The 22,682-nt window shown below is 62.1% G+C and carries 16 protein-coding genes; 8 read left to right on the top strand and 8 right to left on the bottom strand.

The window, feature by feature from the left end:
- Positions 1 to 42: 42 nt before the first annotated feature.
- Entirely contained in the window at positions 43 to 243 is a 201-nt protein-coding gene (locus EEB13_RS04960; RefSeq protein ID WP_033236447.1) for a hypothetical protein, read from the top strand.
- On the opposite strand, the gene EEB13_RS04955 is transcribed toward EEB13_RS04960, so the two are convergent.
- Positions 240 to 998: an acyl-[acyl-carrier-protein] thioesterase gene (locus tag EEB13_RS04955; protein WP_033236446.1), complete on the bottom strand. Its 759-nt coding sequence runs from the start codon at positions 996 to 998 to the stop codon at positions 240 to 242. The two genes, EEB13_RS04960 and EEB13_RS04955, sit on opposite strands and share 4 nt — an antisense overlap.
- Before the next feature lie 150 nt (positions 999 to 1,148).
- On the opposite strand from EEB13_RS04955, the gene EEB13_RS04950 reads away from it, so the two are divergent.
- From EEB13_RS04950 to EEB13_RS04940, 3 genes are read left to right on the top strand one after another with little or no spacing between them, the layout of a single operon-like run.
- Positions 1,149 to 1,931 carry a hypothetical protein gene (locus tag EEB13_RS04950; protein WP_141484738.1) on the top strand — a complete coding sequence of 261 codons (783 nt, stop codon included), beginning with the start codon at positions 1,149 to 1,151 and terminating at the stop codon, positions 1,929 to 1,931.
- Positions 1,900 to 4,059 carry an Rv1355c family protein gene (locus tag EEB13_RS04945; protein ID WP_242484598.1) on the top strand — a complete coding sequence of 720 codons (2,160 nt, stop codon included), beginning with the start codon at positions 1,900 to 1,902 and terminating at the stop codon, positions 4,057 to 4,059. The genes EEB13_RS04950 and EEB13_RS04945 overlap by 32 nt, the downstream gene beginning before the upstream one ends.
- A 30-nt stretch (positions 4,060 to 4,089) precedes the next feature.
- On the top strand, positions 4,090 to 5,946 hold the full coding sequence (locus tag EEB13_RS04940) for a putative bifunctional diguanylate cyclase/phosphodiesterase (protein ID WP_141484737.1): 1,857 nt from the start codon (positions 4,090 to 4,092) through the stop codon (positions 5,944 to 5,946).
- On the opposite strand, the gene EEB13_RS04935 is transcribed toward EEB13_RS04940, so the two are convergent.
- Positions 5,935 to 6,630, bottom strand: a complete 696-nt coding sequence (locus EEB13_RS04935; protein WP_141484736.1) for a GAF domain-containing protein — start codon at positions 6,628 to 6,630, stop codon at positions 5,935 to 5,937. The genes EEB13_RS04940 and EEB13_RS04935 overlap by 12 nt on opposite strands.
- 403 nt (positions 6,631 to 7,033) lie before the next feature.
- On the opposite strand from EEB13_RS04935, the gene EEB13_RS04930 reads away from it, so the two are divergent.
- Genes EEB13_RS04930 through EEB13_RS04915 form a run of 4 tightly spaced genes read left to right on the top strand, consistent with a single transcriptional unit; the run spans position 7,034 to position 15,205 of the window.
- Positions 7,034 to 8,827 (top strand): non-ribosomal peptide synthetase, encoded by a 1,794-nt coding sequence (locus EEB13_RS04930; protein WP_187328493.1) that lies wholly within the window; start codon positions 7,034 to 7,036, stop codon positions 8,825 to 8,827.
- Positions 8,827 to 10,050 carry a cytochrome P450 gene (locus EEB13_RS04925; RefSeq protein WP_187328492.1) on the top strand — a complete coding sequence of 408 codons (1,224 nt, stop codon included), beginning with the start codon at positions 8,827 to 8,829 and terminating at the stop codon, positions 10,048 to 10,050. The genes EEB13_RS04930 and EEB13_RS04925 overlap by 1 nt, the downstream gene beginning before the upstream one ends.
- Positions 10,047 to 14,171 carry a non-ribosomal peptide synthetase gene (locus tag EEB13_RS04920; protein WP_141484733.1) on the top strand — a complete coding sequence of 1,375 codons (4,125 nt, stop codon included), beginning with the start codon at positions 10,047 to 10,049 and terminating at the stop codon, positions 14,169 to 14,171. Before EEB13_RS04925 ends, EEB13_RS04920 begins: the two co-directional genes overlap by 4 nt.
- Before the next feature lie 41 nt (positions 14,172 to 14,212).
- Positions 14,213 to 15,205, top strand: a complete 993-nt coding sequence (locus EEB13_RS04915) for a glycoside hydrolase family 6 protein (RefSeq protein ID WP_187328491.1) — start codon at positions 14,213 to 14,215, stop codon at positions 15,203 to 15,205.
- Here EEB13_RS04915 and EEB13_RS04910 read toward each other — a convergent pair.
- From EEB13_RS04910 to EEB13_RS04885, 6 genes are read right to left on the bottom strand one after another with little or no spacing between them, the layout of a single operon-like run.
- Complete coding sequence (locus EEB13_RS04910) at positions 15,154 to 16,443, bottom strand: glycosyltransferase (RefSeq protein WP_187328490.1); 1,290 nt, start codon at positions 16,441 to 16,443, stop codon at positions 15,154 to 15,156. The genes EEB13_RS04915 and EEB13_RS04910 overlap by 52 nt on opposite strands.
- Positions 16,444 to 16,456: 13 nt before the next feature.
- Positions 16,457 to 17,767 (bottom strand): lipopolysaccharide biosynthesis protein, encoded by a 1,311-nt coding sequence (locus tag EEB13_RS04905; RefSeq protein WP_141484730.1) that lies wholly within the window; start codon positions 17,765 to 17,767, stop codon positions 16,457 to 16,459.
- Entirely contained in the window at positions 17,767 to 18,705 is a 939-nt protein-coding gene (locus EEB13_RS04900) for a hypothetical protein (RefSeq protein WP_116101708.1), read from the bottom strand. The genes EEB13_RS04905 and EEB13_RS04900 overlap by 1 nt, the downstream gene beginning before the upstream one ends.
- Positions 18,702 to 20,597 (bottom strand): hypothetical protein, encoded by a 1,896-nt coding sequence (locus EEB13_RS04895; protein ID WP_141484729.1) that lies wholly within the window; start codon positions 20,595 to 20,597, stop codon positions 18,702 to 18,704. Before EEB13_RS04895 ends, EEB13_RS04900 begins: the two co-directional genes overlap by 4 nt.
- Positions 20,594 to 21,763 (bottom strand): glycosyltransferase, encoded by a 1,170-nt coding sequence (locus EEB13_RS04890; protein WP_141484728.1) that lies wholly within the window; start codon positions 21,761 to 21,763, stop codon positions 20,594 to 20,596. The genes EEB13_RS04895 and EEB13_RS04890 overlap by 4 nt, the downstream gene beginning before the upstream one ends.
- Positions 21,760 to 22,617, bottom strand: a complete 858-nt coding sequence (locus EEB13_RS04885) for a glycosyltransferase family 2 protein (protein WP_141484727.1) — start codon at positions 22,615 to 22,617, stop codon at positions 21,760 to 21,762. Before EEB13_RS04885 ends, EEB13_RS04890 begins: the two co-directional genes overlap by 4 nt.
- Positions 22,618 to 22,682 lie beyond the last annotated feature (65 nt).

Below are 22,682 nucleotides of genomic sequence, written 5' to 3'. Positions count from 1 at the left end.
TGACGGTTACTCTGGATGGTCAGGACCTTGAAGGAGGCTTCCATGGCAGGCAAGAAGCTCGATCGCACGCATGCTCGAACGGCTCTCGAGGTGGTACGGGAAAGCCCTACCATTGCACTCATCACTGTGGCGCCGGCTGTAGTCGTCTTCGGTGTCGTGTGGTGGCTCTTCGGTTTCTGGGCCGCGATCCTTCTCGCTCTGGTGTTCGGCGTTGCGGCAGTAGCTACTCGCAAGCTGCGTTAGAGCGCACTCACCTGTGCAACGGCGCGCAGTGCATCGCCCACCAGGAACCAGACGGTGAGGCGCGAACCTTCGACGTGGCTCCGTAGGACCACGTCGTCGCCGGCGACAAGGGGTGAGAGGTATTCGATCACCGCCCGGTGAGGCGTGCTGCGCAGTGCAGTTCGGGTACTGATCACCTCTTCGACGGCTTGCCAGTAAACGGCGTTGTTGACGTGATCGAACGGGTCGATATCAGTCACACGCAGGGTGAACGGAGTGTCGATGACGCCCGGTGCTTCGACGTCCGGTGCGTTGTCGGCGATCACACGTTTCCATTTGAGGCGATGTTCGTCGGTGGATTCCTCGAGTGGTTTCATGAAGTCGTCACTCATCCGGGTGGGCATACCGGACTCTGCACTGATGTGGATCCAGAACCCTTCCGTCTCGATCAGCGCACCGTTGCTGCCGTCGAAGCGGACACGCATGTTCGCCCACCTCGTCGAGAATGCGGAGCACCACCGGGTCATGGTCAGATATTCGGGCCAGATCGCCGGACGGATGACGTCGATGACGGTTCGACGCACGATCCAGAACGGGTGAGTGTCGACGGCCTCGATGGCCTCGATGTTGTCGGTGGCGATGTCTTGCAGGTATCGGGCGACGCCGTCCAACCGGAGCGCTTTGGCCGCGTTGATGTCGCCGGTGCGCACCGGGCGTGTTTTCACGAAAATCGGTCCGCGATCGGGCTGCGGCGCGAGTGTGAGGTCTGAGTTCACGAAAGTGATTCCTGTTCGCCGAGGGGTTGCTTGAATTCTGCCAGGTGGTCGGTCGACGCAGAGATTCGAGCATCGGTGCCGATTTCTTGCGACAATAAGATTCTCTCCTCGCGCTTCGACTACGCACCTTCTGGTGTGGACGGGACTGTCATGACTCGAGCGGCGAGCACAACCTCTGTTACTGCGGTACGCACGACTACAGCACCCACGACTACGGCATCGGAATGTGGCTATTTCGACGCTACGTCCCGGTGCTGGTTCCTTGTTGCAACACCAGCGTCGCATCCGCGATTATGGCGCGAGTATCTAGACGGTGCGCGGGAGAACTATCGACATCACGGAGTCGAGAGTGTCGTCGAATACGACGACATAGTGGACGGGCTCTCGACAACGCTGTTCTTCGTGGCTCTCGACGACGTGGGACGTGTTGTCGGCGGCGTGCGCGTGCAGGGGCCGTACATGTGCGCGGACCAGGCACACGCTGTCCAGGAATGGACCGACCACCCCGGTATCGCACAGGTTTACGCCATGATCGACGGGCGTATCCCAAGTGGTGTGATCGAACTCAAGACTGCCTGGTGCGGGGCGCAAGCGGAGAGACGTGGTGAGCTGACGTCGGCATTGTCGCGCATCGCACCGCATGCGCTGTCGCTGCTCGGAGTCAGGTTCGCATTCGCGACGGCCGCGGGGTACGTACTCGACCGTTGGGCTACCTGTGGCGGCGTCATGGAGGATTCCATTCCCGGGGTTCCGTATCCGGACGAGCGGTATCTGACCCGCATGATGTGGTGGGACAAGCACACCTACGTGGACAAGACGCACCATACTCAGTTGCCGGCACTCCTGGCGGAGGCAGCCCAACTCGAGGGGGCACAAGTGCCGTCTGACAGCTTCGCGGAAGATGGACTCGGCGATGGTGTCGGCCGGGAATGAGGCGCTCTGGCGAGCGAGAGTGTTCGACGAGCGAGTCGCCGCCGACGCTGCCTCGTTGGAAGAGGTGAGGCGACAACCGGATACGTTGACACTCGACCATCGGGCTCGGTTCCGCGACGAGTTGTCGGGACTTCGCGACCTTCCTGATCGCCGGGTCGTCGACGAACCTTGTCGATGGGTGTACTACCCGTGGCGGCGCGAGCTGGTGGGAATTCTTGGTCCGCAATCATTTTCACTTCTCCGGTTGGACCGGAACCGGAACAAGATCACCCGTGACGAACAGGCGCGACTGAGACGGTTGCGTGTAGGAATCGTCGGGTTGAGTGTCGGGAATGTCATCGCGCAGGCTCTGGCGCTCGAAGGGTTGTGCGGCGAACTGAGATTGGCAGATTTCGACAGTATCGACCTCTCGAACCTGAACCGAATCCCGGTGGGAATCACTGACGTAGGTGTCAACAAGGCGGTGGTCGCAGCGCGGCGTGTTGCCGAACTCGACCCGTATCTTGCTGTGTCGGTGTTTACGGCCGGGGTGACGGACGCGAGCGTCGAGAAGATTGTCGACGGTCTGGATCTGGTTGTCGAGGAATGTGATTCGCTCGACGCCAAGATGTCGATACGACGGGTGGCGCGTGGTCGTGGAATCCCGGTGATCATGGAGACAACCGATCGTGGGCTGCTGGACATCGAGCGTTTTGATCTCGAGCCGCAGCGGCCGTTGTTTCACGGGCTTCTCGGGAATGTCGACACAGCAACCTTGGCCGGACTAACGGCCCAGGAGAAGATCCCCCATGCGTTGGCGCTCCTGTCGGCCGCAGAACTGTCGGCGAAAATGGCTGCGTCACTGGTCGAAGTCGGGTCGACACTGTCGACGTGGCCGCAGCTCGGAAGTGAATGCTTCGCGGGGGCATCCGCCGTGGCGACGGCGGTGCGCCGGTTCGGCTTGGGGGAGTCGCTGCCGTCGGGCCGGATCCGGATCGACTCGGGTGCCCGGCTGAATTGTCTGCGTGATCCACTGGTCGACGAGGATGGCTCGCAGAGCGATGTTCCTGAAACGAGTGTGGCGGCTGGCGCGGCACCGACGATGCCGGCCGACGGCGTCGAGGCTGTTCTCGAGGCGATCAGGTGGGCGCCGTCGGGCGGAAATGCCCAACCCTGGGCCGTCCAGGTCGATGGGCCGGTGATCCACGTTCATGCGGATCGTGATCGAACGTCGTTGATGGATGTAGAGGGCCGCGCAACCCATGTGGCGATCGGTGCTGCCGTCTACAACGCGAAGGTCGCAGCAGCGGCACACGGAATTCTTGGTGACACCGTTCTTCTTCCCGATCCGGATTCGGTAGATCTGGTGGCAAGTGTCAAGCTCGGAGAAACGATGAATCAGCTTCTGGCGCAGCGCTACCCGGCGATGATGGAGCGAAGTACCAATCGAGGGGTAGGGGTGCAAGCACCGATCGGCCGTGAGCTCGAGGATGCACTGCGGGGCGCCGCGCGCGATGAAGGTGGTCACCTTCATCTGTACACGGACCCGCGTGATCTTGGTGCGTTCGGGGACGTCGTGGGTGCCGCTGACCGTATCCGATACCTGACGCCGATGCTGCACGAGCAGATGATCGGCGAATTGCGTTGGCCGGGATCGGAAACAGCGAATACCGGGATCGATATCCGCACACTGGGGCTCGCCGACAGCGAGGTGGCATTCCTCGACGTCGTCAGGCGTAGTGACGTGGTGACCCGGCTGGCGCGATGGGGCGCGGGAGAAGTATTGGGGATCAGTGCTCGTGACCGCATCACGTCGAGTTCGGCATTTGGTGTGGTGACTGTGGACGGTTCCTGTCTCGACGACTATGTTCGCGGCGGTTCGGCTGCCGAAGCGGTGTGGGTGTGCGCACAGGAGCACGGATTGGGTGTGCAACCCATGTCACCAGTGTTCCTGTACGCCCGCGACGGTAGCGACTGCGCGCGATTGTCCGACCCGTTTGCGAGCGAACTCGATGCATTGCGCCTGCGCATGCGAGTGCTACTCGATCTCGGTAGCGAGGAGTCCATTGCCTTGGTGCTGCGCCTGAGTCATTGTCCACCGGAAACAGTGCGCAGTGCGCGACTGCCGGCGAACAGTATTCGACGCTGAGGCACCGTAGAGAAAGTTGCAGGAGAAATCATGGACGGACGTAGCCTCGAACAGTTGGTGACCGACGTTGCCGGTCGACTGATGCCGGCCGACTCGACGACGTCGGTCGCAGCGGCCACCGAGGTCCTTCGCGACCTGGTCGAGTACTTCGGCGTCGACGTCAGCTTCCTGCGGCGCAACGATCACACGATCGGGGCGACGGTGCTGGTGGCGGAATGGCCGCAGCGCCAGGATGTTCCCGACCCCGATCCCTTGGGAGTGGTGTATTTCCGGGACGCGGACCCGGTTTTTGCGGCCGCCGAGAATGCGCGCGAAGCAGTGATCATCCGTCCCGAACCGAGCGGGTATCAAGACAGGATCCGAAGCGGCGCAGGTGTCGTCGAGACGTCGATGGCCGCCGTGCCGTTGCTGTCCGGTCCCGTCACCACGGGGGTCCTGGGATTCATCAAGTTCGGTGACCGGGAGTGGTCAACTCGAGAAATCAATGCACTCAACGCTATTGCCACTCTGTTTGCCCAATTGCAGGCGAGGGTGGCTGCGGAGGGGCGTCTGCGCTACCTGGCGGATCACGACGAGCTGACCGGACTGTCCAATCGGAGGATGCTTCTCGGTGAACTCGAACGACGTCTGCAGCCGGGGGAGTCCGGGCCCGTTGCACTTCTGTTCCTGGACGTCGACCGGCTGAAGGTGGTCAACGATCTACTGGGACACAATGCGGGCGATGCGTTCATTCACGAACTCGGAAACCGCCTCGAAGGCAGATTTCCGGATGACGTCGTGGTCCGGCTCGGCGGTGACGAGTTTGTCATTGTCATGTCGGAACCGATGGACGCGAATGCGGCCGAAGTGGTTGCACGCGAAGCACAGTTGGTTGCGTCCACGCCGATCTCGCTGGGGACCGAAGAGGTGGGCAGAAGCGTGAGTATCGGTATCGCGGTGGCAAAACCGGGAGAGTGCAGCGTTGGCGAATTGCTCAGGTGCGCCGACGAGGCCGTGCTTACCGCAAAATCCGACGGAGGAAATGCGGTAGTGGTGTGCAGCGACGAGATGCGGGCAGCCAACGACGATCATGCTGAGATGGAGATGCACCTGCGCGCGGCAATTCGCGACGGCCAGTTGGAGGTGTACTACCAACCTGTTGTCGACCTGGAATCGGGTGCGATATCGGGTGTCGAAGCGCTGGTGCGGTGGAACCATCCGGTACGTGGTGTGCTTCAACCGGATTCGTTCATCGACATCGCCGAGGCTGCCAACCTGTCAGGGGAACTCGGCCGGCAGGTTCTCCGCGAAGCCTGCCGTCAACTTGCGCAGTGGAATGCGATGATTTCAGGGACACCACTGTTCATGTGCGTGAATGTATCACCGGCGCAGTTGATTACCAGTGACTTTGTGGATTCCGTTGCAATCGAGTTGGAAACGTATGGTCTCTCGGGTGGCAGCTTGTGTATTGAAATCACGGAGCGGGCGGTGATGCACGATCTGGCTCACGTGTTGGTGACATTGCGTGGACTGGAGGAACTCGGCGTTCGCATCGCTCTCGATGATTTCGGAACCGGGTACAGTTCTTTGGCTCAGTTGAAGGTGTTGCCGGTCGACACGGTCAAGATCGATCGGGGATTCGTTCATGAACTGGGAATCGATCACGACGATCTGGCGATAGTCCACTCGATTGTCGGACTTGCAGATTCCTTCGGGCTGGACGTGGTCGCCGAAGGCGTCGACTCCGGTCGGGCGGCGCAAATACTGCTCGATCTCGGATGCCGATATGCGCAAGGATTTCTCTTCAGTCCACCGGTGAAATCCGACCGTATCGCGGCGATGCTGCGGGCCGGGCGCAGGTCGTCGCCGCCCCTACGAGTTACAACTCTGACGCCTTCACACCCGTAGTCCGACATCGACTATTGCGCGTGCGACGGCGGATACCGAAGCGTTGCACAACTGTGCGTGAGCTTGGATCAGCGCGTATGCCTCGTCGATTCCGGTGCGCCGCGCATCGGCCGTGATGCCTTTGGCTTGTTCGAGAATGATGCGCACTTTCAACGATTCCTGTAGCTGAGAACGAATCTGCTGCAGTTGATGGCGTTTCGACGCGTTGACGCAGTACCCCGTTGCCATGTTCGCTACCAGGTACGTGAAGACGATGTCGTCGGCGGACCACGTTCGTGGCTCGTGCGCGTACAGACTTACAACGCCGATCGTTTCGCCGTTGATCGACATCGGGACACTCGCAGTAGCTGCGATGTTCAACCGTCTGGCGTTCTCGGCAAATTCAGGCCAGAGATCGTGCCGTTGACGGATATCGGTGACAGCGATCCTCTCGCCCTTCTCGTACGCCGTCCGTCCGGGGCCGGATTGAAGACCTTCCTGGCACCGTTCGATGTCGGCAGCGGAATCGGCAATCGACGTGATGCATCTCAGTTCGCCCCCACTGACCAGGCTGATGCTGCCACCCGACACCCCGAGGACGTCGACGCTGTTTTCCAGCAACTCCGTCATCACGTCATCGACCACATAGACGGTCGGCAGCAGCTGCACAAAATGTGCAAGGAGATCGGCGAATTCGAGATTCATCGTGGCTACCTACTCGTCAGCGCAGCGAGGACGAGCTGCCGGGAATCAGGGGTAGCTCTGGAGAGGGCCTGCAGCGCTGCCGGGTGTGGAAGGGCAGACTGCCGCCTAGTCGAAAGCTACACCGATCCGGGCCGGTGTGCCATGGAAGACACCTAGCCATCGACCCGGCAGTGACACCTAGCCATCGACCCGGCAGTGACACCTAGCCATCGACCTGGCAGTGGAGTAACTTTCAATTCAGAGCCGTTCCACCCCTGATTCCTGGTGGCGCGGTGCGTGGAGCTACCCCTGATGCCTGGTGGCTCGTCCGATCTGATGGACGAGTAGGCAGGCCCTCATGAATCACATTCAGCGTCACCTTCACTCTCATTTACCTGACGAACATTTGCCTGACGATTCCGTGGTGCGGCAGATCGCGCGAGTTGTGGAATCCGCGCCCCGCAGCGTCGCCGTTTCCTCAGTGGAAGAAGAACTCGACTACGGCCAACTACTTTCTCGCGCAAGCGCACTCGACCAAGCGCTTAGATCTGCCGGGGTGGTTCCTGGTGATCTTGTGGCTCTCTGTGTGCCGCGTTCGACGGACTGTGTCGTCGGTGCGTTGGGGATCCTCTCGGCGGGTGCCGGGTACGTGGCACTCGATCCGCGGCAGCCTGATGCGCGACTTCGGTTTGCCGTCCAGGATAGTTCTGCTCGCGCGTTAGTTGCTTTTCCGGACGTTGCTGCCAGGCTCGATTGGGTCGACCCGATCGTTCCGCCGCGCACTGGGTGCGCACCGGTCGACGGCGAGGCTGTCATTGCCGAGACCTTCAGCACCCGACCGACTGATGCCGCTTACGTCGTCTACACGTCGGGTTCGACCGGTGAGCCGAAAGGCGTTGTCGCCGAGCACGGCGGATTGCTCAACCTGATCGACTGGCACCAACGATCATTCGAGCTGACCTCGAATGATCGATGCACGTTGATCGCGAGTCCGGGTTTCGACGCAGCAGTGTGGGAACTGTGGCCTGCTTTGACGGCGGGCGCGTCGTTGCACGTAGTTCCATCGGGATTGGAAAACGATCCGGTGCGGTTGCGTGATTGGCTGGTCTCCGAACGCGTGAGCGTGTCCTTTGTGCCCACCCCCCTCGCAGAATCGTTGATTGCCATGACCTGGCCGGAAAATACCGCACTGCGGCTTCTGTTGACAGGAGGCGACGTGTTGTACCACCGTCCGCCGCCTGGCTTGCCGTTCACTCTCGTCAACAATTACGGACTGTCCGAGGCGAGTGTCGTCTCCGTGTCGGGGGTTGTCGATCCGCTCGCCGGTGACACCCCAGCAGACGCGTTGCCCGCACTCGGTCGCGCGATCGACGGTGTCGACCTCGAGGTAGTCGGTGAGGACGGTTCCCCGGTCCGTGCCGGCGAGGTCGGAGAATTGGTGATACGGGGTGTATCGGTAGCCCGCGGATATCTCGGTCTGCCGGAGTTGACCGCGCAGAAGTTCTCACAGCACGGCGACGACCCCGCACAACGCGAGTACCGGACCGGTGATCTGGTTCGGGTCAACAGATTCGGCGATGTCCAGTTCTCCAGCCGACGCGACGATCAGGTGCAGATCCGAGGTAACCGGGTCGAAGTCGGTGAGATCGCCGGGGTACTCGATCGACACCCGGCGGTGCAGGCCAGCGTGGTGATCGTTCGCGGGGATCGGCAGAATCCATCTCTGGCTGCGTTTGTCGTTCGGGATGACAAGACGGCGGACATATCGGGGCTGCAGACGTATCTCTCGGCCCACCTTCCCGATCACATGTTGCCTCGTTCCATCATCGAACTTGACGAGTTCCCCACCACCGCACACGGAAAAATTGATCGCGCGGCGTTGGAGCGCGCGGCGCACTCGACCATCAGTGTCGACCGAGGCTCCTTGATCGCGCCTCGAAACGAGGTCGAGGCAGCGCTCGCCGAGATCGTCGCCATACGACTGGATCTGCCGGCGGTGGGGATCGACGAAAACTTCTTCGTTCTCGGCGGCCATTCGATGTTGGGCGCTCAGTTGATCATTCGGATAGCGGAGATGTACGGCGTCGAAATGACGTTGCTCGAGCTTTTCGACAATCCCACGGTTCGTGACATGGCCGCCAAGGTGGAACAACTGGTCGTGGAGCAGATATCCGGCATGAGTGACCAGGAGCTTCTCGACGCAGGACGGAGTGAATGATGACCACGGCACCGACCAAGGCTCCCAGTCTGATTCGACTGCTCGACCCCGAAGTGCTGGCAGATCCTTACCAGCTCTATCAATCCTTGCGCGACGAGGCGCCGGTGATGTGGGATCCGTACCTACACGCGTGGGTGGTGACTCGTTACGCGGATGTCGCCGACGTACTCACCAGGTTCAAGGCTGATCGGACGCCCACCCCGGCAAAGTTGGCCGAGTTGGGGATGGAGCAATTGGCTCCGGTGGCGCAAGTGATGGTGCGTCAGATGCTGTTCCTCGATCCACCACAACACGGTCGGGTTCGCGGATTGGCGGCTGCGGCTTTCACACCGCGCCGCATTGCGGCCCTGCGCGGTCACATCCAGGAGATCACCGATTCGCTGATCGACGCGGTCATCGACGACGGGGGCATGGAGGTGATGGACACCCTGGCCAACCCGCTGCCCGCTATCGTGACGGCGGAGATGTTGGGAGTGCCCACCGAAGACCATGAACTGCTGAAGAACTGGTCAAGTGACTTTGCCGAGATGCTCGGCAATTTTCAGCACAATCCCGGCCGCGTTGCCGGTGTCCTGCGCAGCGTGGAGCAGATGACGGAGTATTTCCAGGCCGCGGTGCGCAACGAGGCCACGCACCCCACCGACGGTTTGATCGGTGCGCTGTGCGCCGCGGAGATCGACGGAGACAGTCTCAGCGAAGACGAGATAGTGGCCAACGTCGTGGTGACCATGGTCGGCGGGCAGGAGACAACCACCAATCTGATCGGCAACGGCTTGCTCACGTTGCTCCGCCACCGCGATCAGTTCGAGGAATTGATCGACGATCCCTCGGGTCTGAGCGCGGCCATCGAGGAACTGCTGCGTTTCGAGAGCCCGAGCCAACACACGGCACGGATTGCTCCGGACGCGGTGGAGATTGCCGGACAACCGATTCCGGCGGGGCAAGCGGTGATCGCCGTGATGGGGTCCGCGAATCGGGACCCGTCGAAGTTCACCGATCCTGGTCGGCTCGACTTGCATCGCGCACCCAACCGTCACCTCGCATTCGGTTGGGCGGGGCACTTCTGCTTCGGTGCGCCGTTGGCCCGGATGGAGGCGCAGGCGGCATTCGGGACGGTGCTGGCCCGGTTGCCAGGACTGGAACTGGAACCGGGACCGGTCCGGTGGCGCCCCAATTTGGGATTACGTGGCCTTGCGTCGCTGAACGTGCGGTGGTCGTTATGACCACCCTCGACAACGAGCGCCGGATCGCGGCGCGGAAAGCACTGCTCGAGAATCGATTGCGGGGAGCACAAGCGAATGGCGCATCACCTTCCGTGCCGCGCAGACGGGGGAGTGAGACCGGTGTGCACTACGCGCCGCTGTCGGCCGCACAGTTGCAACTGTGGTACCTCAATCGGTTGGCGCCGAAAGCGCTTGCGTACAACGAACTTGCCATTGTGACCAAGGACGGGGCTTTCGACGTCGAAGCCCTCAGCTGGGCCTTCAACGAATTCATCCGCCGGCATGAAGCGTGGCGCACCACGTTTGCGATGGTGGGAGACGAGCCGCGGCAGGTGATCCATCCGCCGACGGTGACGGAGCTGCCAGTCTTGGATGTGAGCCACCTACCGTTCGACGAAGCAGTCGGCGTGGCAACAGACCTTGCCGTCGAGCAGACACGTCAGCCGTACGACACGAGCGCGGGTCCACTGATCCGGCCGCAGTTGGTGCGTGTGTCCGACTCATGTCATCGGTTGTACCTCGGACTGCATCACTTGATCTTCGACGGCGTCACGCTGTACCGGATATTTCTTCCGGAGCTGGTGTCGTTGTACAACTCTCGGATCGCAGGCACTTTGCCTGCGCTTCGTGAGTCGCCCGTTCAACACGGCGACTACTCCTCCTGGGAGCGGAAGTGGGTGGAGGGCGATGAGGTGGCGAACCGGATCGAATGCTACCGACGGCACTTCGAGGGGGCGCCGGCCTTGGACCTTTCGCTCGACCGGCCGCGTCCGCCGCGTCAACGGTTTGTCGGGTCTGTTGAGCCGGTTTTGGTTGACGCCGACACGGTGGCGAGATTGCGTTCCTCGGCGGGCCTCCAAGGGGCAACGCTATTCCATGCCTTGGCCGCGGTGTACGGGTACTGGCTCCAGTGTTACACGGGCAGTAGCGATGTCACGTTCGCAACACCGACAGACCTCCGTCAAAGGTCCGAACTCGAGTCGATGGTGGGGTACTGCCTCACTCCGACCGTGTTGCGCGCGAGGCTCAGCGCGGAGTGGACATTTGCCGAGGCCGTCGCCGCCATGCGCACCGAAGTACTGGATGCGCTCGGGCGTGTGGTGCCCTTCGAACGGTTGGTCCGGGGACTGGACGTGCCGCGAGATCCGCGTATGAACCCGCTCTTCCAGTCGGTCCTGGTTCTCGAACCCCCGGCGGTTCCCGTCGACGACGAGTGGTCGATGCAGCTGATGGAGAACGCCGTCGGCTCCGGAGTTGGGCAGGTGAAGTTCGATCTGAGCCTCGAGTTGGACGAGCGCGACGACGGTCGGTTGGTGGGCAGAATCAGCTACAACACAGACCTTTTCGATTCAGGAACGGTCGCGTTGATGGGGCGTCATCTGCACCTGTTGCTGCGGCGGTGCGCGGAAAACCCCACCGTTGTCCTGAGCGAGCTGTCACTCGCGGATCCCGAAGACGTGACTCGGCAGCTGAATCTCAATCCTGCCCCTGCCTCTGCCGAGTCGGGACTGATCGGACAAAGCCCTCCGCGAACGATCCACGAGGCAATCGTGAATCGGGCGATCACGTCGCCGAATGCACCAGCCGTGACGGTGGGTGCGATCTGCTTGACCTACGGCGAGCTGGTGAACCGGGCCCGTTCGATTGCCGGACGTCTTACCCGCGTGGGTATCGGTCCGGGAACTGTTGTGGCGGTGTTGATGCCACGCACGATTGATCTCGTACCGGCGATCCTGGCCGCCTTGATGGTGGGTGCTGCCTATCTGCCGATCGAGCCTAGGCAACCGGTGCGGCGGGCCCGGTTCATGCTCGAGGACGCGCGTGCGGCGGTAGTGCTGACTGCCGAATCCTTGGCGGAGGAATTGACGTGGGTCGACTGCCCAGTAGTGACAGTGGACGGCCAGGAGCCCTCTGATCCAAGCACGGAACGGTTGGTCGACGGTCGGTACACGGGGGAAGTTCGGTCTGACGATTTGGCCTACATCATCTACACGTCGGGTTCGACCGGGACACCCAAAGGCGTTCAGGTGGAACACCGCAATGTACTGGATCTGATGTCGGCGTTGCCGGTGGCGCTGGGTCTCGATTCCGGCGACGTTGTGCTTTCGGTGGCCTCATACACGTTCGACATGTCGGTTGGCGACTACTTCGTGACTCTCGGGATCGGGGCCGGTCTTGTGGTCGCTACCACCGAGGAGATGCACGACCCGCGTCGGCTTGCGCACGTGATCGAGCAGTGCGGCGCCACGCGGATGAGCGCAACCCCCACCAGTTGGGCAGCGCTGATCGAATCGGGCTGGGCAGGAAGCCCCGGGTTGATCGCGGGTGCGGTTGGTGAACCGCTACCGCAGTCGGTGGCAATGTCGCTGTCCGGTCTCTGCGCCGGGGTGTGGAACGGGTGGGGCCCAACCGAGACGACAGTGTTTGCCGGCGGCGGATCGGTCTCCCCGGATGAACCGGTGACAGTGGGCCGACCGATGCCGGGAACACGTCTGTACGTCACGGATTCGAGTGGGCGGATCCTTCCGATGGGTGTGCCGGGAGAGATTGTGATCGGCGGACCAGGGGTGTCGCGAGGGTATCTCCACCGCACGGGTGAGACGGCGCAACGGTTCGTACCGGATCCGTGTGTGCCCGGAGAGCGCGCCTACCGCAGCGGTGATCGCGGGCGGTACCTCGCCGACGGACGGCTGCGGCACCTCGGGAGACTCGATGGTCAGGTCAAGATCCGCGGGTTCAGGATCGAACTGGGCGAGATCGAAGCGACGCTGAGAGATCATCCGGGCGTGGCAACGGTGTCCGTCGACGTCGGCACCGACCACCGCGGACAACCGCAGTTGCTTGCCTACATCGTCCCGGACGAGAATTACTCCCGGCAGAACCAACCGGATGACGACGCGAATCTGCGCGCGTGGACACGGCAACGACTGCCGGAGTACATGGTGCCGGCCGTGATCGTTCGAGTGCCGGCACTTCCCACCTCGGTAAGTGGGAAACTCGATCGCCGGGCGTTGCGCGACCTGGCCGCTCGGGTGCAGCGCGAAGGCGCAGATGAACATCGCAGCGCGGCAATCGCTTCCGAGAGGTCTTCTGCACGGGTGCTCACGCCGACGGAGCAGAAGGTAGCCTCTCTGTGGTCGATGCTGCTCGCCACCGAGGTGTCGGATCTGGATCGGAACTTCTTCGATCTCGGCGGGCATTCGATTCTGGCCGCGAATCTTGTTGCGCAGATCGAATATCGGATGGGAGCGCAGGTGTCGCTGGTCGATTTCCTCGACAAGGGCACTACCGTTGCTGGGCTTGCGCGCCTCGTGGACGGTGCGTCGTCGCCGGCCGAATCGCACGCGCCGGCTGTGACGGATCGGCCGCCCGCCTTCTTCGTGTTTCCCGATCTCCCGAGCGCGATGAGTCTGCGGCATCTGCGGACGCTGTGGGGCGACGAGCAGAGTGTGTATCCGCTGCTGCCGCTTGCCGCGTCGATGCGCCCGGAACGCTCGGATACCGTCGAGCAGCTCGTGGAGCCCATGATGTCGGCGATGCGGGCCGTTCAACCGGAAGGGCCATATGCATTGGCGGGCTTCTCGTTCGGCGGGCTTGTGGCGTACGAGCTTGCCCGGCAGTTGGATCGCGATGGGCAGCACGTTGCGTGGCTGGGGATACTCGATACGCCGACGCCGGAAACCGCAGGGCGAGTGATGAAGCGATGGAAGTCGTCGTCGGGACGACTCGAGCGACTGCGCCAGCCCGGCAGGATCAAGCTGGTGACCGAATATGCCCGCAACCTCAGATGGTCGGGCCGGGAGAAACTGATTGCCGCGGGAGTCATTCGGCGTTCGGCGACGGAGGATTTCGATCTTCGGGGTGTCTGGGACATCATGGCGCGCTACGAACAACGCGGGCACAGCGTGCCACTCGAACTATTTGTCACGTCGACGACGGCGGCGGAAGTGCGAACACCGATTCTCGGGTGGGATACCTTCCACGAAGGTCGGGTGCGCACGCACTTTCTGTGCGGAAGCCACGACTCGATTCTCGACAGCCCACAAATCGAAGAACTGGCAGCGATCATGCTGGCAGGTCTTCACGATACTTTTCACGATACAAGGGTGGACCTACCGTGATGTGGAATCGAATCGTTGCGTGTGCCTGCGCGGCTGTGCTCATGACGGGTTCGAGTTGTTGTGCGGCGGGTGCGCGAGACGACCTGGCTACTCTGCAGCAGGTCGCGTCCGGAGGTTTCTACGTCGACCCGAATTCGAGTGCGGCGCGCGCGATGGTCGACTACCCGGAAACCGCTTCGACCGTTGCCACGTTGGCCGACACGCCACAGGCATTCTGGCTCAGTGCAACATCTCCGCCGTCAGCGGTTGCCAACCAGGTGAGGCGCTACGTCGACGGCGCGGCGAGTGCGGATGCTGTTGCGGTGTTGGTCACCTATGCGATTCCCCAGCGCGACTGCGGTTCCTTCTCTGCCGGCGGGTACAGCAACGGCGCGGACTACCGGACCTGGTCGGACAATGTCGCGGCCGGAATCGGTAACCGTGAAGCCGTCGTGATCGTGGAACCGGACGCGCTCACCGACCGATCGTGCCTGTCTTCGGAACAGGTCGCGGAACGAATGGATCTACTTCGCTATTCGGTGAATGCTCTTTCTGCGGAACCGAATACGGCGGTGTACATCGACGGTGGTCATTCTCGATGGCTGGATGCACCCGAGCTGGCGAGTCGACTGGGATCGGCCGGCGTTGATCGAGCCAGGGGGTTCAGTCTCAATGTCGCCAACTTCTACACGACAGCGGAGCAGGAAGCATACGGCGAGTCCGTATCGGCGCTGACCGGAGGAAAGGGCTACGTTGTCGATACGTCACGCAACGGCGCCGGACCGCCACCCGAAGGGCCGCTCAACTGGTGCAATCCGCCGGATCGCGCATTGGGGTCGGCGCCGACAACACAAACCCAGGCAGCGCACGCGGACGCGTATTTGTGGGTCAAACATCCCGGCGAATCGGATGGTACGTGCAATCGCGGTGATCCGCCGTCGAGTGTGTGGTGGAATGCGTATGCTGTTGCGATTGTGCAGAATTCGGGACGACGCAGAAATATTCATACGGCACGCCGTGAAATTGCGGCACGCCGTGAAATTGCTCTGGCGTAGGCGCGTCGAACCTGCGGCAGGACTGTCGATTCGGTATAGGCGCGGGCCCTGGTCCTTCCACCGTCAGCCAAACGTGTGTGGAGGGCCTGATCGTTGAGCAGCAGTTCAAGTGCCCGGGCGAGTTCGGCGGCATTGCCGGGAGGAACAAGCAGTCCGGAGCGATTGTGGTCGATCACGTCCCGTAGCCCGCCGATGTCGGACGCGACAACCGGGGTTCCCGCACTCATCGCTTCGATGGCAACAAGTCCTTGTGGTTCCGCCCATCTCGAGGGGACGCAGACCACGCGAGCCCTTCGCATGGCAGCCATGACCTGTTGGTGTCCGGCGTTGGTGCGCACGATCACTCGGCGTTCGGAGTCGCCGGTCATCGACGGAGTATCGGGGCGTTGCATTCCGATCACGACCAGTGGAATCGGCGTGGGCATGAGCCGCTGCGCGTCCAGCAGTGTCGTGATTCCCTTGTGCGGGCCGATGGCACCGATGAAGAGCAGGTAGTCGGTGGATGGGAGGAAATCGGCTGTGTCATTCCCCAGCCCCTCGTCACCCAGCCCCTCGTCACCCTGCCCCTCGTCACCGACGTCGTCGGGTACAAACGACGGTATTACGGCTACCCGATCCGGATTGACTCCCTCCAGACATGATTCCGCCACTGCTGTGCTGATCGGCAGAAAGAGCCCGACACGATCGAGGAGGTGCTGGCTCTCGGCCAGTCCGAGGACAAGTGGCACGGCCTTCGGTGCCCCGTAGAACTCGCTTGCGCACCGAAGGCACCGCGTGATTCCTGGACCCGGGCATACGGTGTCCAGCGCGTTCGCGGGTACCAGAGTTTTCTTGGCGCAGTTCAGTCCGTAGTCGTGGAGAGTGACTACCAGTGCGGTTTGCCGAGGTAAGCGCAATCGCAGGCATGAGTGCAGGATCCATCCGTGGGCGTGCACTACATCGGGTTGTAGCTGATCGACAAGGCGCTGGAGGTGCCTCGTCAGTGCGGGATCGGGTGCGGTGGGATGAAATTGGTGGGTGGGGTCGGAGGTGAACGGTCGCAGGAATCGCGTCCAACCGGGTAGGTGGTGGACCACAACCAGGCCTTCGAGCGAATGCGAGGCTGTGCCGCCTCGGCTGAGTGTGGCGACTGTGACTTCGGTTCCGTCGCCGGCCAATCCGGTGGCCAGTGCATGCACGGCACGTTCGAGTCCACCGGCCGCCGGTGGGTAGCTGTCGGAGACCACGAGGACCTTCACCGGCGAACCCCCTTCACCGAAGAACCCTCTGCTGTGCAGGCACGATGATGTAACGCCACCGCGCCAACGTCCAGAGTGCGCCGAGGCTCTGCGCTGCGAGCCAGCTGATTCCGACAGCAACAATCCCCATGGAGGGCAACAGGATCCAGGAGAGCGCCAAGCACATCAGCAGCATCGACACGTTGAGCGTCATCGCCTCGCGTAGCCTGCCGACTGCACGCAGAACCGCCACCGCGATATTGGTGACGGCGTCCGGGATGGCAGAGAGGGTCAGCACGATCAGCAGCATTTTCCCGTGGGCGCTGTACGACTCGCCGAATACCCGCAAGGCCCACCCACCGCCGATGAGGTAGACGAGGATCAACGGGCCGAGCAGCGCGGCGATAATCCGACTGCAGCGCCGTGCGAGAGCCGGGATGTCTTCGGGATCCGTTGCGGTCTCGGCGAACAGCGACATCGCGATACACGGACTGATCATGAAGAACACCGCGCCGAGCATCCAGGTCGCATAGAAGTAGGCGCCGTCGGATTCGGACAGTCTGGCGAGCACGATGATCGGCAGTACGAATGACGTGACACTCGCAGCCACAGTCACGACGTGTTGCCCCAGAAGTGACGCACTCATATCCCGGACGTCGGAGACGAGGTGTCCGAACAGTGGCCGCATGCTGTGCTCACCGCGAATTCGTCTGCACCAGAACGTCGAGAACACTACCGATATCACCGCGGACGCGCTCCAGGCCGTCAGAATCTGGTTGTGAGTGCCATTGATGAGCACGGGAAGGAACAGCAACGGAATGCGTAAGCCGGTGAACAGCATGTTGCGCGCGAGGAGCAGTCCGCTGCGGCGTAGCGCAACTGCCACGCAGTCGGCCAGCGTGCCGAGCGCGAAGAATGTGGCTCCCATCGTGAATGCCGCTGCGGCAACGGCGGTGCTCAGCGACGGGAGGGTGTGCAGAACGTATCCCAAGATGAGAACCACGACTGCGGACCCGGACACCGCAGTCACGATCACGACTGTCACTGCGGCGGTGAGTATTCGCCGCCAGCGATCAACCGTGAGGGTGCGCGGTAGCCACTCGACCATCGCGGTGGCAGCGCCGACGCTGGCGATCAATGCCGTCGCCTGCATGGCGCTGGTGGTGGCCGCCCCGACTCCGATGTCCGCTGTTGATGTCGTGTGAGCAACAACAAGCCAGAACACGTAGCCCATGAGGGAGGTGAGAACGGTGCTCGCCATCATGTAAGAACTGTTGCGCAGCATCGAGTCTTCGGCTATTCGGGTCCGCGCGATCTGGGGGAGAGAGCCGAGTGTCACCTTCATCAGGGCGCCACGGAGAGATAGAGCACGAGGGATGTCGGTCCGACACCGACGGTGTCGGGGGTCTGGGCTATCGCGATGTCGATCGCGACTCGGTACCGGCCGGGCTCGTTCGGTGCGAGGAACGACACCGTTCCGACCTGGGCACTGCGGGCATTTGTGTTGGTGTCGAAGGGCGCGGTCGGTGGTGTCGTGACAAACCGCGGATCGGTCGGTGAGACGCCACCGATGGTTGCGGACACGTCCGGCGGCAGGGTGGGAAAGAGGAATCCGTAGCTGTACGAAGTCCATTCGATGTCGACCGGAGAACCGGGTGCCACTGCGAGTTGGCCCGCGATGGCAGTGTCGGGGCCGGTGAGGATCGTGTTGACATACCGTTCGGGCTGCGTTGTCTGCATCGCGAGCGCTCCGATCAACGCGCCGACGCACAGGGCCGTCAACGCGAGCGAGACCAGTGCGGTTTTCCCGACTCGGCGCCACGGTACGTCGGGGGCTGCGCGCGATTCAGGTTTCCGCGGAGACTGCCGGATGCGAATGGCCAACAGGGATAACATCACCGCCGATACGGCAAAGAGTGCCAGTGCGATGGTTGACGTGGTCAGTTGAAATCCCAATGGGCCAAGTGCCAGAACGGTTTCGAGCAGGATGATGAGGGTGAACAGGGCTGGAAGAAGTACGCGCAGCGGTTTTTCGAGTCCGTCGAAGCGGGTGTCAGTACTACCGGGCGTCTTGCCGAGGATCAGCGCCGCGGCCGCCCACGCCGGTATGACGAGGAGTGCGGCCACTGCACACACCCGAAGTTCCACGGGAGCCCGGAGCAGTACCGCGGCGAGAGACACGGCCGCAACCACGGCGGAAACCCTCACTCCGGTAAGGAGATCGGAGGTCAGTACCACGTCCAGGACTTGGCGACTCCGAGTGGCAATGTCAGTGCGTTTCATGGCGTTCCTGTCAGATCGGTCAGTTCGGTGCCGACGCTCGCCGAATCGAGGCGGTATACCCGGAGATGCTCGGTCGACATGATCAGCGACGCCCATGGCGCGTGGTCGAGTCGGTCGAGGTACGACGGCGGTGTCGGCAGGCCGGCCAGGGGATCTCCGCTGCCGTAGTTGTCCCCGTTGAAGGGTGGGGAATCCGCCATTCGGGTATCGACGACAAGGTAGTCGTAGGTTGCCCCGGCCAGGTCGGTAGCGAGCTTCGTATCGGGGTCGGTGTCGGTCTGGGTCAGCTCCCACACCGGAAAGTCGGATGACGGTTCGGAGACGTAGAGTTCGCCGTACGCCGCCAGTGCCAGCGTTGTGTATCGGTCGGTCACGACGCGCACGCGACCTTCTCTCAGTCGAATGTGTTCGGCCACCGTCCGAGCTTCGGCGCTCGCGGATCTGGTGTCCGAGCCCCAGAGAAACGGGCCGGGAAAGCGGTACGGATCGTTGAGGCCGGCGCCGACATTGCCGATCAGCAAGACGATCAGGACGGCGAGCGAGATCAGTTTCCGGAACCGGATCACGATGCGTGGCAACCGATCCTGGAATGCGACGACGAGGGCGCACATCACTGCCACCCCGACGTAACTGAACGCCCACGAGCGCCTGGCCCCCTCTGCGCCCGATGGGGCCAGCACAAACAGAACCGACGGGAAGTAGACGGCCCCGATGGCGATGAATGCGAGGGTTGCGGACGTGACTTTGCCCCGCACGCGCGCGATGACCAACAGGCCCAACGCAAATATCGCGGCCACCGCTGCCGGGGCGGCGGCGGTGAAGGCTCGTTCCCAGAGTGGTTGGACATTGGCGGCGAGCAATTCGCGGCCACTCGATTGTGACGTTGCGATGCTGCTCAACTGAGTCACCGAGTTGGCGAGATACGGCGAGAGGTAGCTCACGGTCGGTGATGCGACAAAGACAAGCCAGGCGGCTCCGACGGCCGCGGTGCCGCTCAGCAGAACCCACCATGGGTACGGCCTTTGGTGTGCGCGTACAAACCCGAATGCGGTGACAGTGACGGCGATTGCACCCGAGATCAGGAGCAAGGCGATGGTGGTCAGATGGTGGGTCACGACGCATACGGCGCCGCACGTGACCGCGATCGACAGAAAAGCGATTCGACGACGACGATCGTCCGACCGTGCGGCAATCGAGGTCAAAGCCAACGCCCACATGAAAAATGTGATGGCAACACCCTCGTACGCGAATTGAGTGTCGAAATAGATGGCAGACGGATTGAGGGCGTAGATCAGCGCTGCCACGGCACCTGCACGGGCGGAGCGCAGTAGCGACGTTCCAAGGACGTACGCACCGAGAATTGTCATCACGTGGGTGACGACCATCAACACTTCGCCGGCGGACCAGGCCGAAAGTCCGGTCAGCTGAGCGATAGAGGCGGACAGGGCTGACGTACCCGGGAAGTATTCGACTATCGGGATGATCGAATTGGGTGGGAACAGTTGGCCGCTCGACATGACGTCGACGGATTCACGCCAGTGCGCATACTCGTCGTGATACGACGGACCGAAAGGGTTTCGGAGATACTTCGGGACTGCCGTGAAGAGTCCGAGCAACGCTATCGCGCCGATGCGCTGATTGACTGTTGTCCCGAAAGCCGCCAGTTTGGCTGCCAGCGGAATAACCCCGAGCAGCATACCGACCCAGAAGGTTGCGTAGTAGACATTCGGCGGTGAACCGTCGGACGACATCCGGTACGACACACCGATCAGGAGTATTCCGAGTGCAAGGAGGACGCCTGTCGATGTCCACGACCGCAGCGCCGAGCGTGAAGTGTCGGAGAACCGATGCCGCGGAGCCTGTTCGGCATCGACCGGGGCGAGTGCGATCATGATTGCGCCAACCGTTCGATCGCACGCAGGGTGGTCGACCACGACGTGTGGTCGGTGAATCGTCGATGGCGGTCCGGCGGAATCGACATCAAGGTACGACGGAGTGCGTCGACGTTGTCGGGTTCGACCAGATGGGAGCCTTCGTAGGTGCGAGTTGCTTCGACCAGTCCGCCCACCGCGTAGAGCACGACGTGTAGCCCCGAGTGCATTGCGATCTGCAGCGGACCGCTTGCCGACGCGCGCCGATAGGGAAGCACCACTACGTCTGTATCGCGGAAGAATTGGCCTGCCTCGGCGTCGCTGACGTAGCGATTCACGAAGGTAATGCGCCGACGGTGTGGACTGGCGGATATCAGTGCTGCCGGGGCCTGCCAGTTCTCCCAGGTCTCACCCACGATCGTGAGGTGAAACTGTGCTGCCTGCTCGGCGCTGAGTTGGTTGAAGGCCACCAGGAGATCGTCGAGTCCCTTGTACGGTCTGATGAGGCCGAAAAAGAGCAGTCGGGTTGGCCCACTGCGGGAATCGTGAGAAGCCGGGGAATCGGCGGGGGAATCGGCGATGTGTGTGTACGGTCCGTGGGGTGCTGTTTCGATGTCGAGCCGGTCGAACGGACGCGAGCCGAATGTTCTGCGCAGTAACTCTAAATCATGGTTGTTGTGGACGAGCGCGCCATGGGCGAGCGACAGCAGAAGGGGCATACCGCGTCGACAGTACATATCGACGCCCAAGACCAAAGCCTCACTGGTGTCCTGAGTCTCGTGAAACTCGACAACCACACGAATGCCGAGTACCCGGGCAAACAAAGCGACGAGGATATAGGTGTGGAGTGTCGCGGCAGTCCACCATTGCAGTACAACCAGATTCGGCTTTGTCGAGCGAAGCCGAGCCAGGGCCCCCAATAGGCCGGGAAACCAGTACCAGTCGAGTTCGCCGATGCGAGTGACATTGTTGCCGTAGCGAAGCGCGGTTCCGGTATTCGGTGAGCGACGAGTAGTCGGATACAACCGCCGCGGGATGACCCGGCGTAGCAGGAGCACCGACACATCGTGTTCGCGACTCAGTTCGTTCGCAAGTGTGCAGGTGTAGGCCGACAACCCACTGAGGAAGTGAAAGCCCGGACCCACGAGCACTACCTCGAGTCTGCCTTCCGCGTTCACGCTGCTCACCCCGCAGCCTTCGGCAGATGCAGAACCTTGGGCGGACTGTTGGGTGGATTGTTGGGCGGATCATTTTGTGCTGCTGCGACTACCGAGATCCGGTGCACAACCGGTGCGATGTCCGGTCGGTGCTGCACCCGAATCCGAGTCAGGACGGCAAGGCAGACAACACCATCTCGCCAGGTGATTTTCTTGCCCTCCGACACGGATCGTCCGTGATACGACACAGGCACCTCGAGAGGTCGGATACCGCACCGCAGTAATCGCGCTGTCATTTCCGTGTCGAGGCCGAAACCGCCCTCCGTCAATGTCAGGGAGCGCAGGTGATCGGTCGGGATGAGTTTGAGGCAAGTGTGCATGTCCGTCAGGCAAGCGTCGTACAACACGTTGGCAAACAAGGTTGTTGCGCGGCCTCCGATGGCAAACCGAAATGACGGAAAGCAGGCGTTGACTCCGCGGACCCTCGCGCCGAACACGTGATCGGAGTATCCGGCCAGTACCGGTGCGATCAGCGACGGAATATCGCTCGGCAGATATTCGAGATCTGCGTCGAGGATGACGAGGTGACTTCCGGCGGCGTAGTCCAACCCGGTTCGAATTGCCGCGCCCTTACCGCGATTGACCGGATGGGTCACTACGACAATGTCTTTCGATGTCCGAGCGTCTGATCGCTGAGCTTCGAGAATTCGTGCGGTGCGATCGGTGCTGCCGTCGTCGACGACTATCAGCTCCATCCGGCACGGATAACGTACAGCGAATACGCGGTCTATCGCTGCCTTCAGCGTGCGTTCCTCGTTGAAGACCGGCATCAGTATCGAGAGGCTGACCAGCGGCTGGCTGTGCGGAAACGAAGGCTGATTCATTGCGGGTGCCACCTGACTCGTCCGTGCGGGGAGGGACGAGCTACCGGGAATCAGGGGCAGCTCCG

Origin of the sequence: Rhodococcus sp. WS3 (assembly GCF_003797085.1) — a bacterium.
Lineage (GTDB): Bacteria > Actinomycetota > Actinomycetes > Mycobacteriales > Mycobacteriaceae > Rhodococcus_F > Rhodococcus_F globerula.
This window is presented reverse-complemented; position numbering and strand designations above follow the sequence as displayed.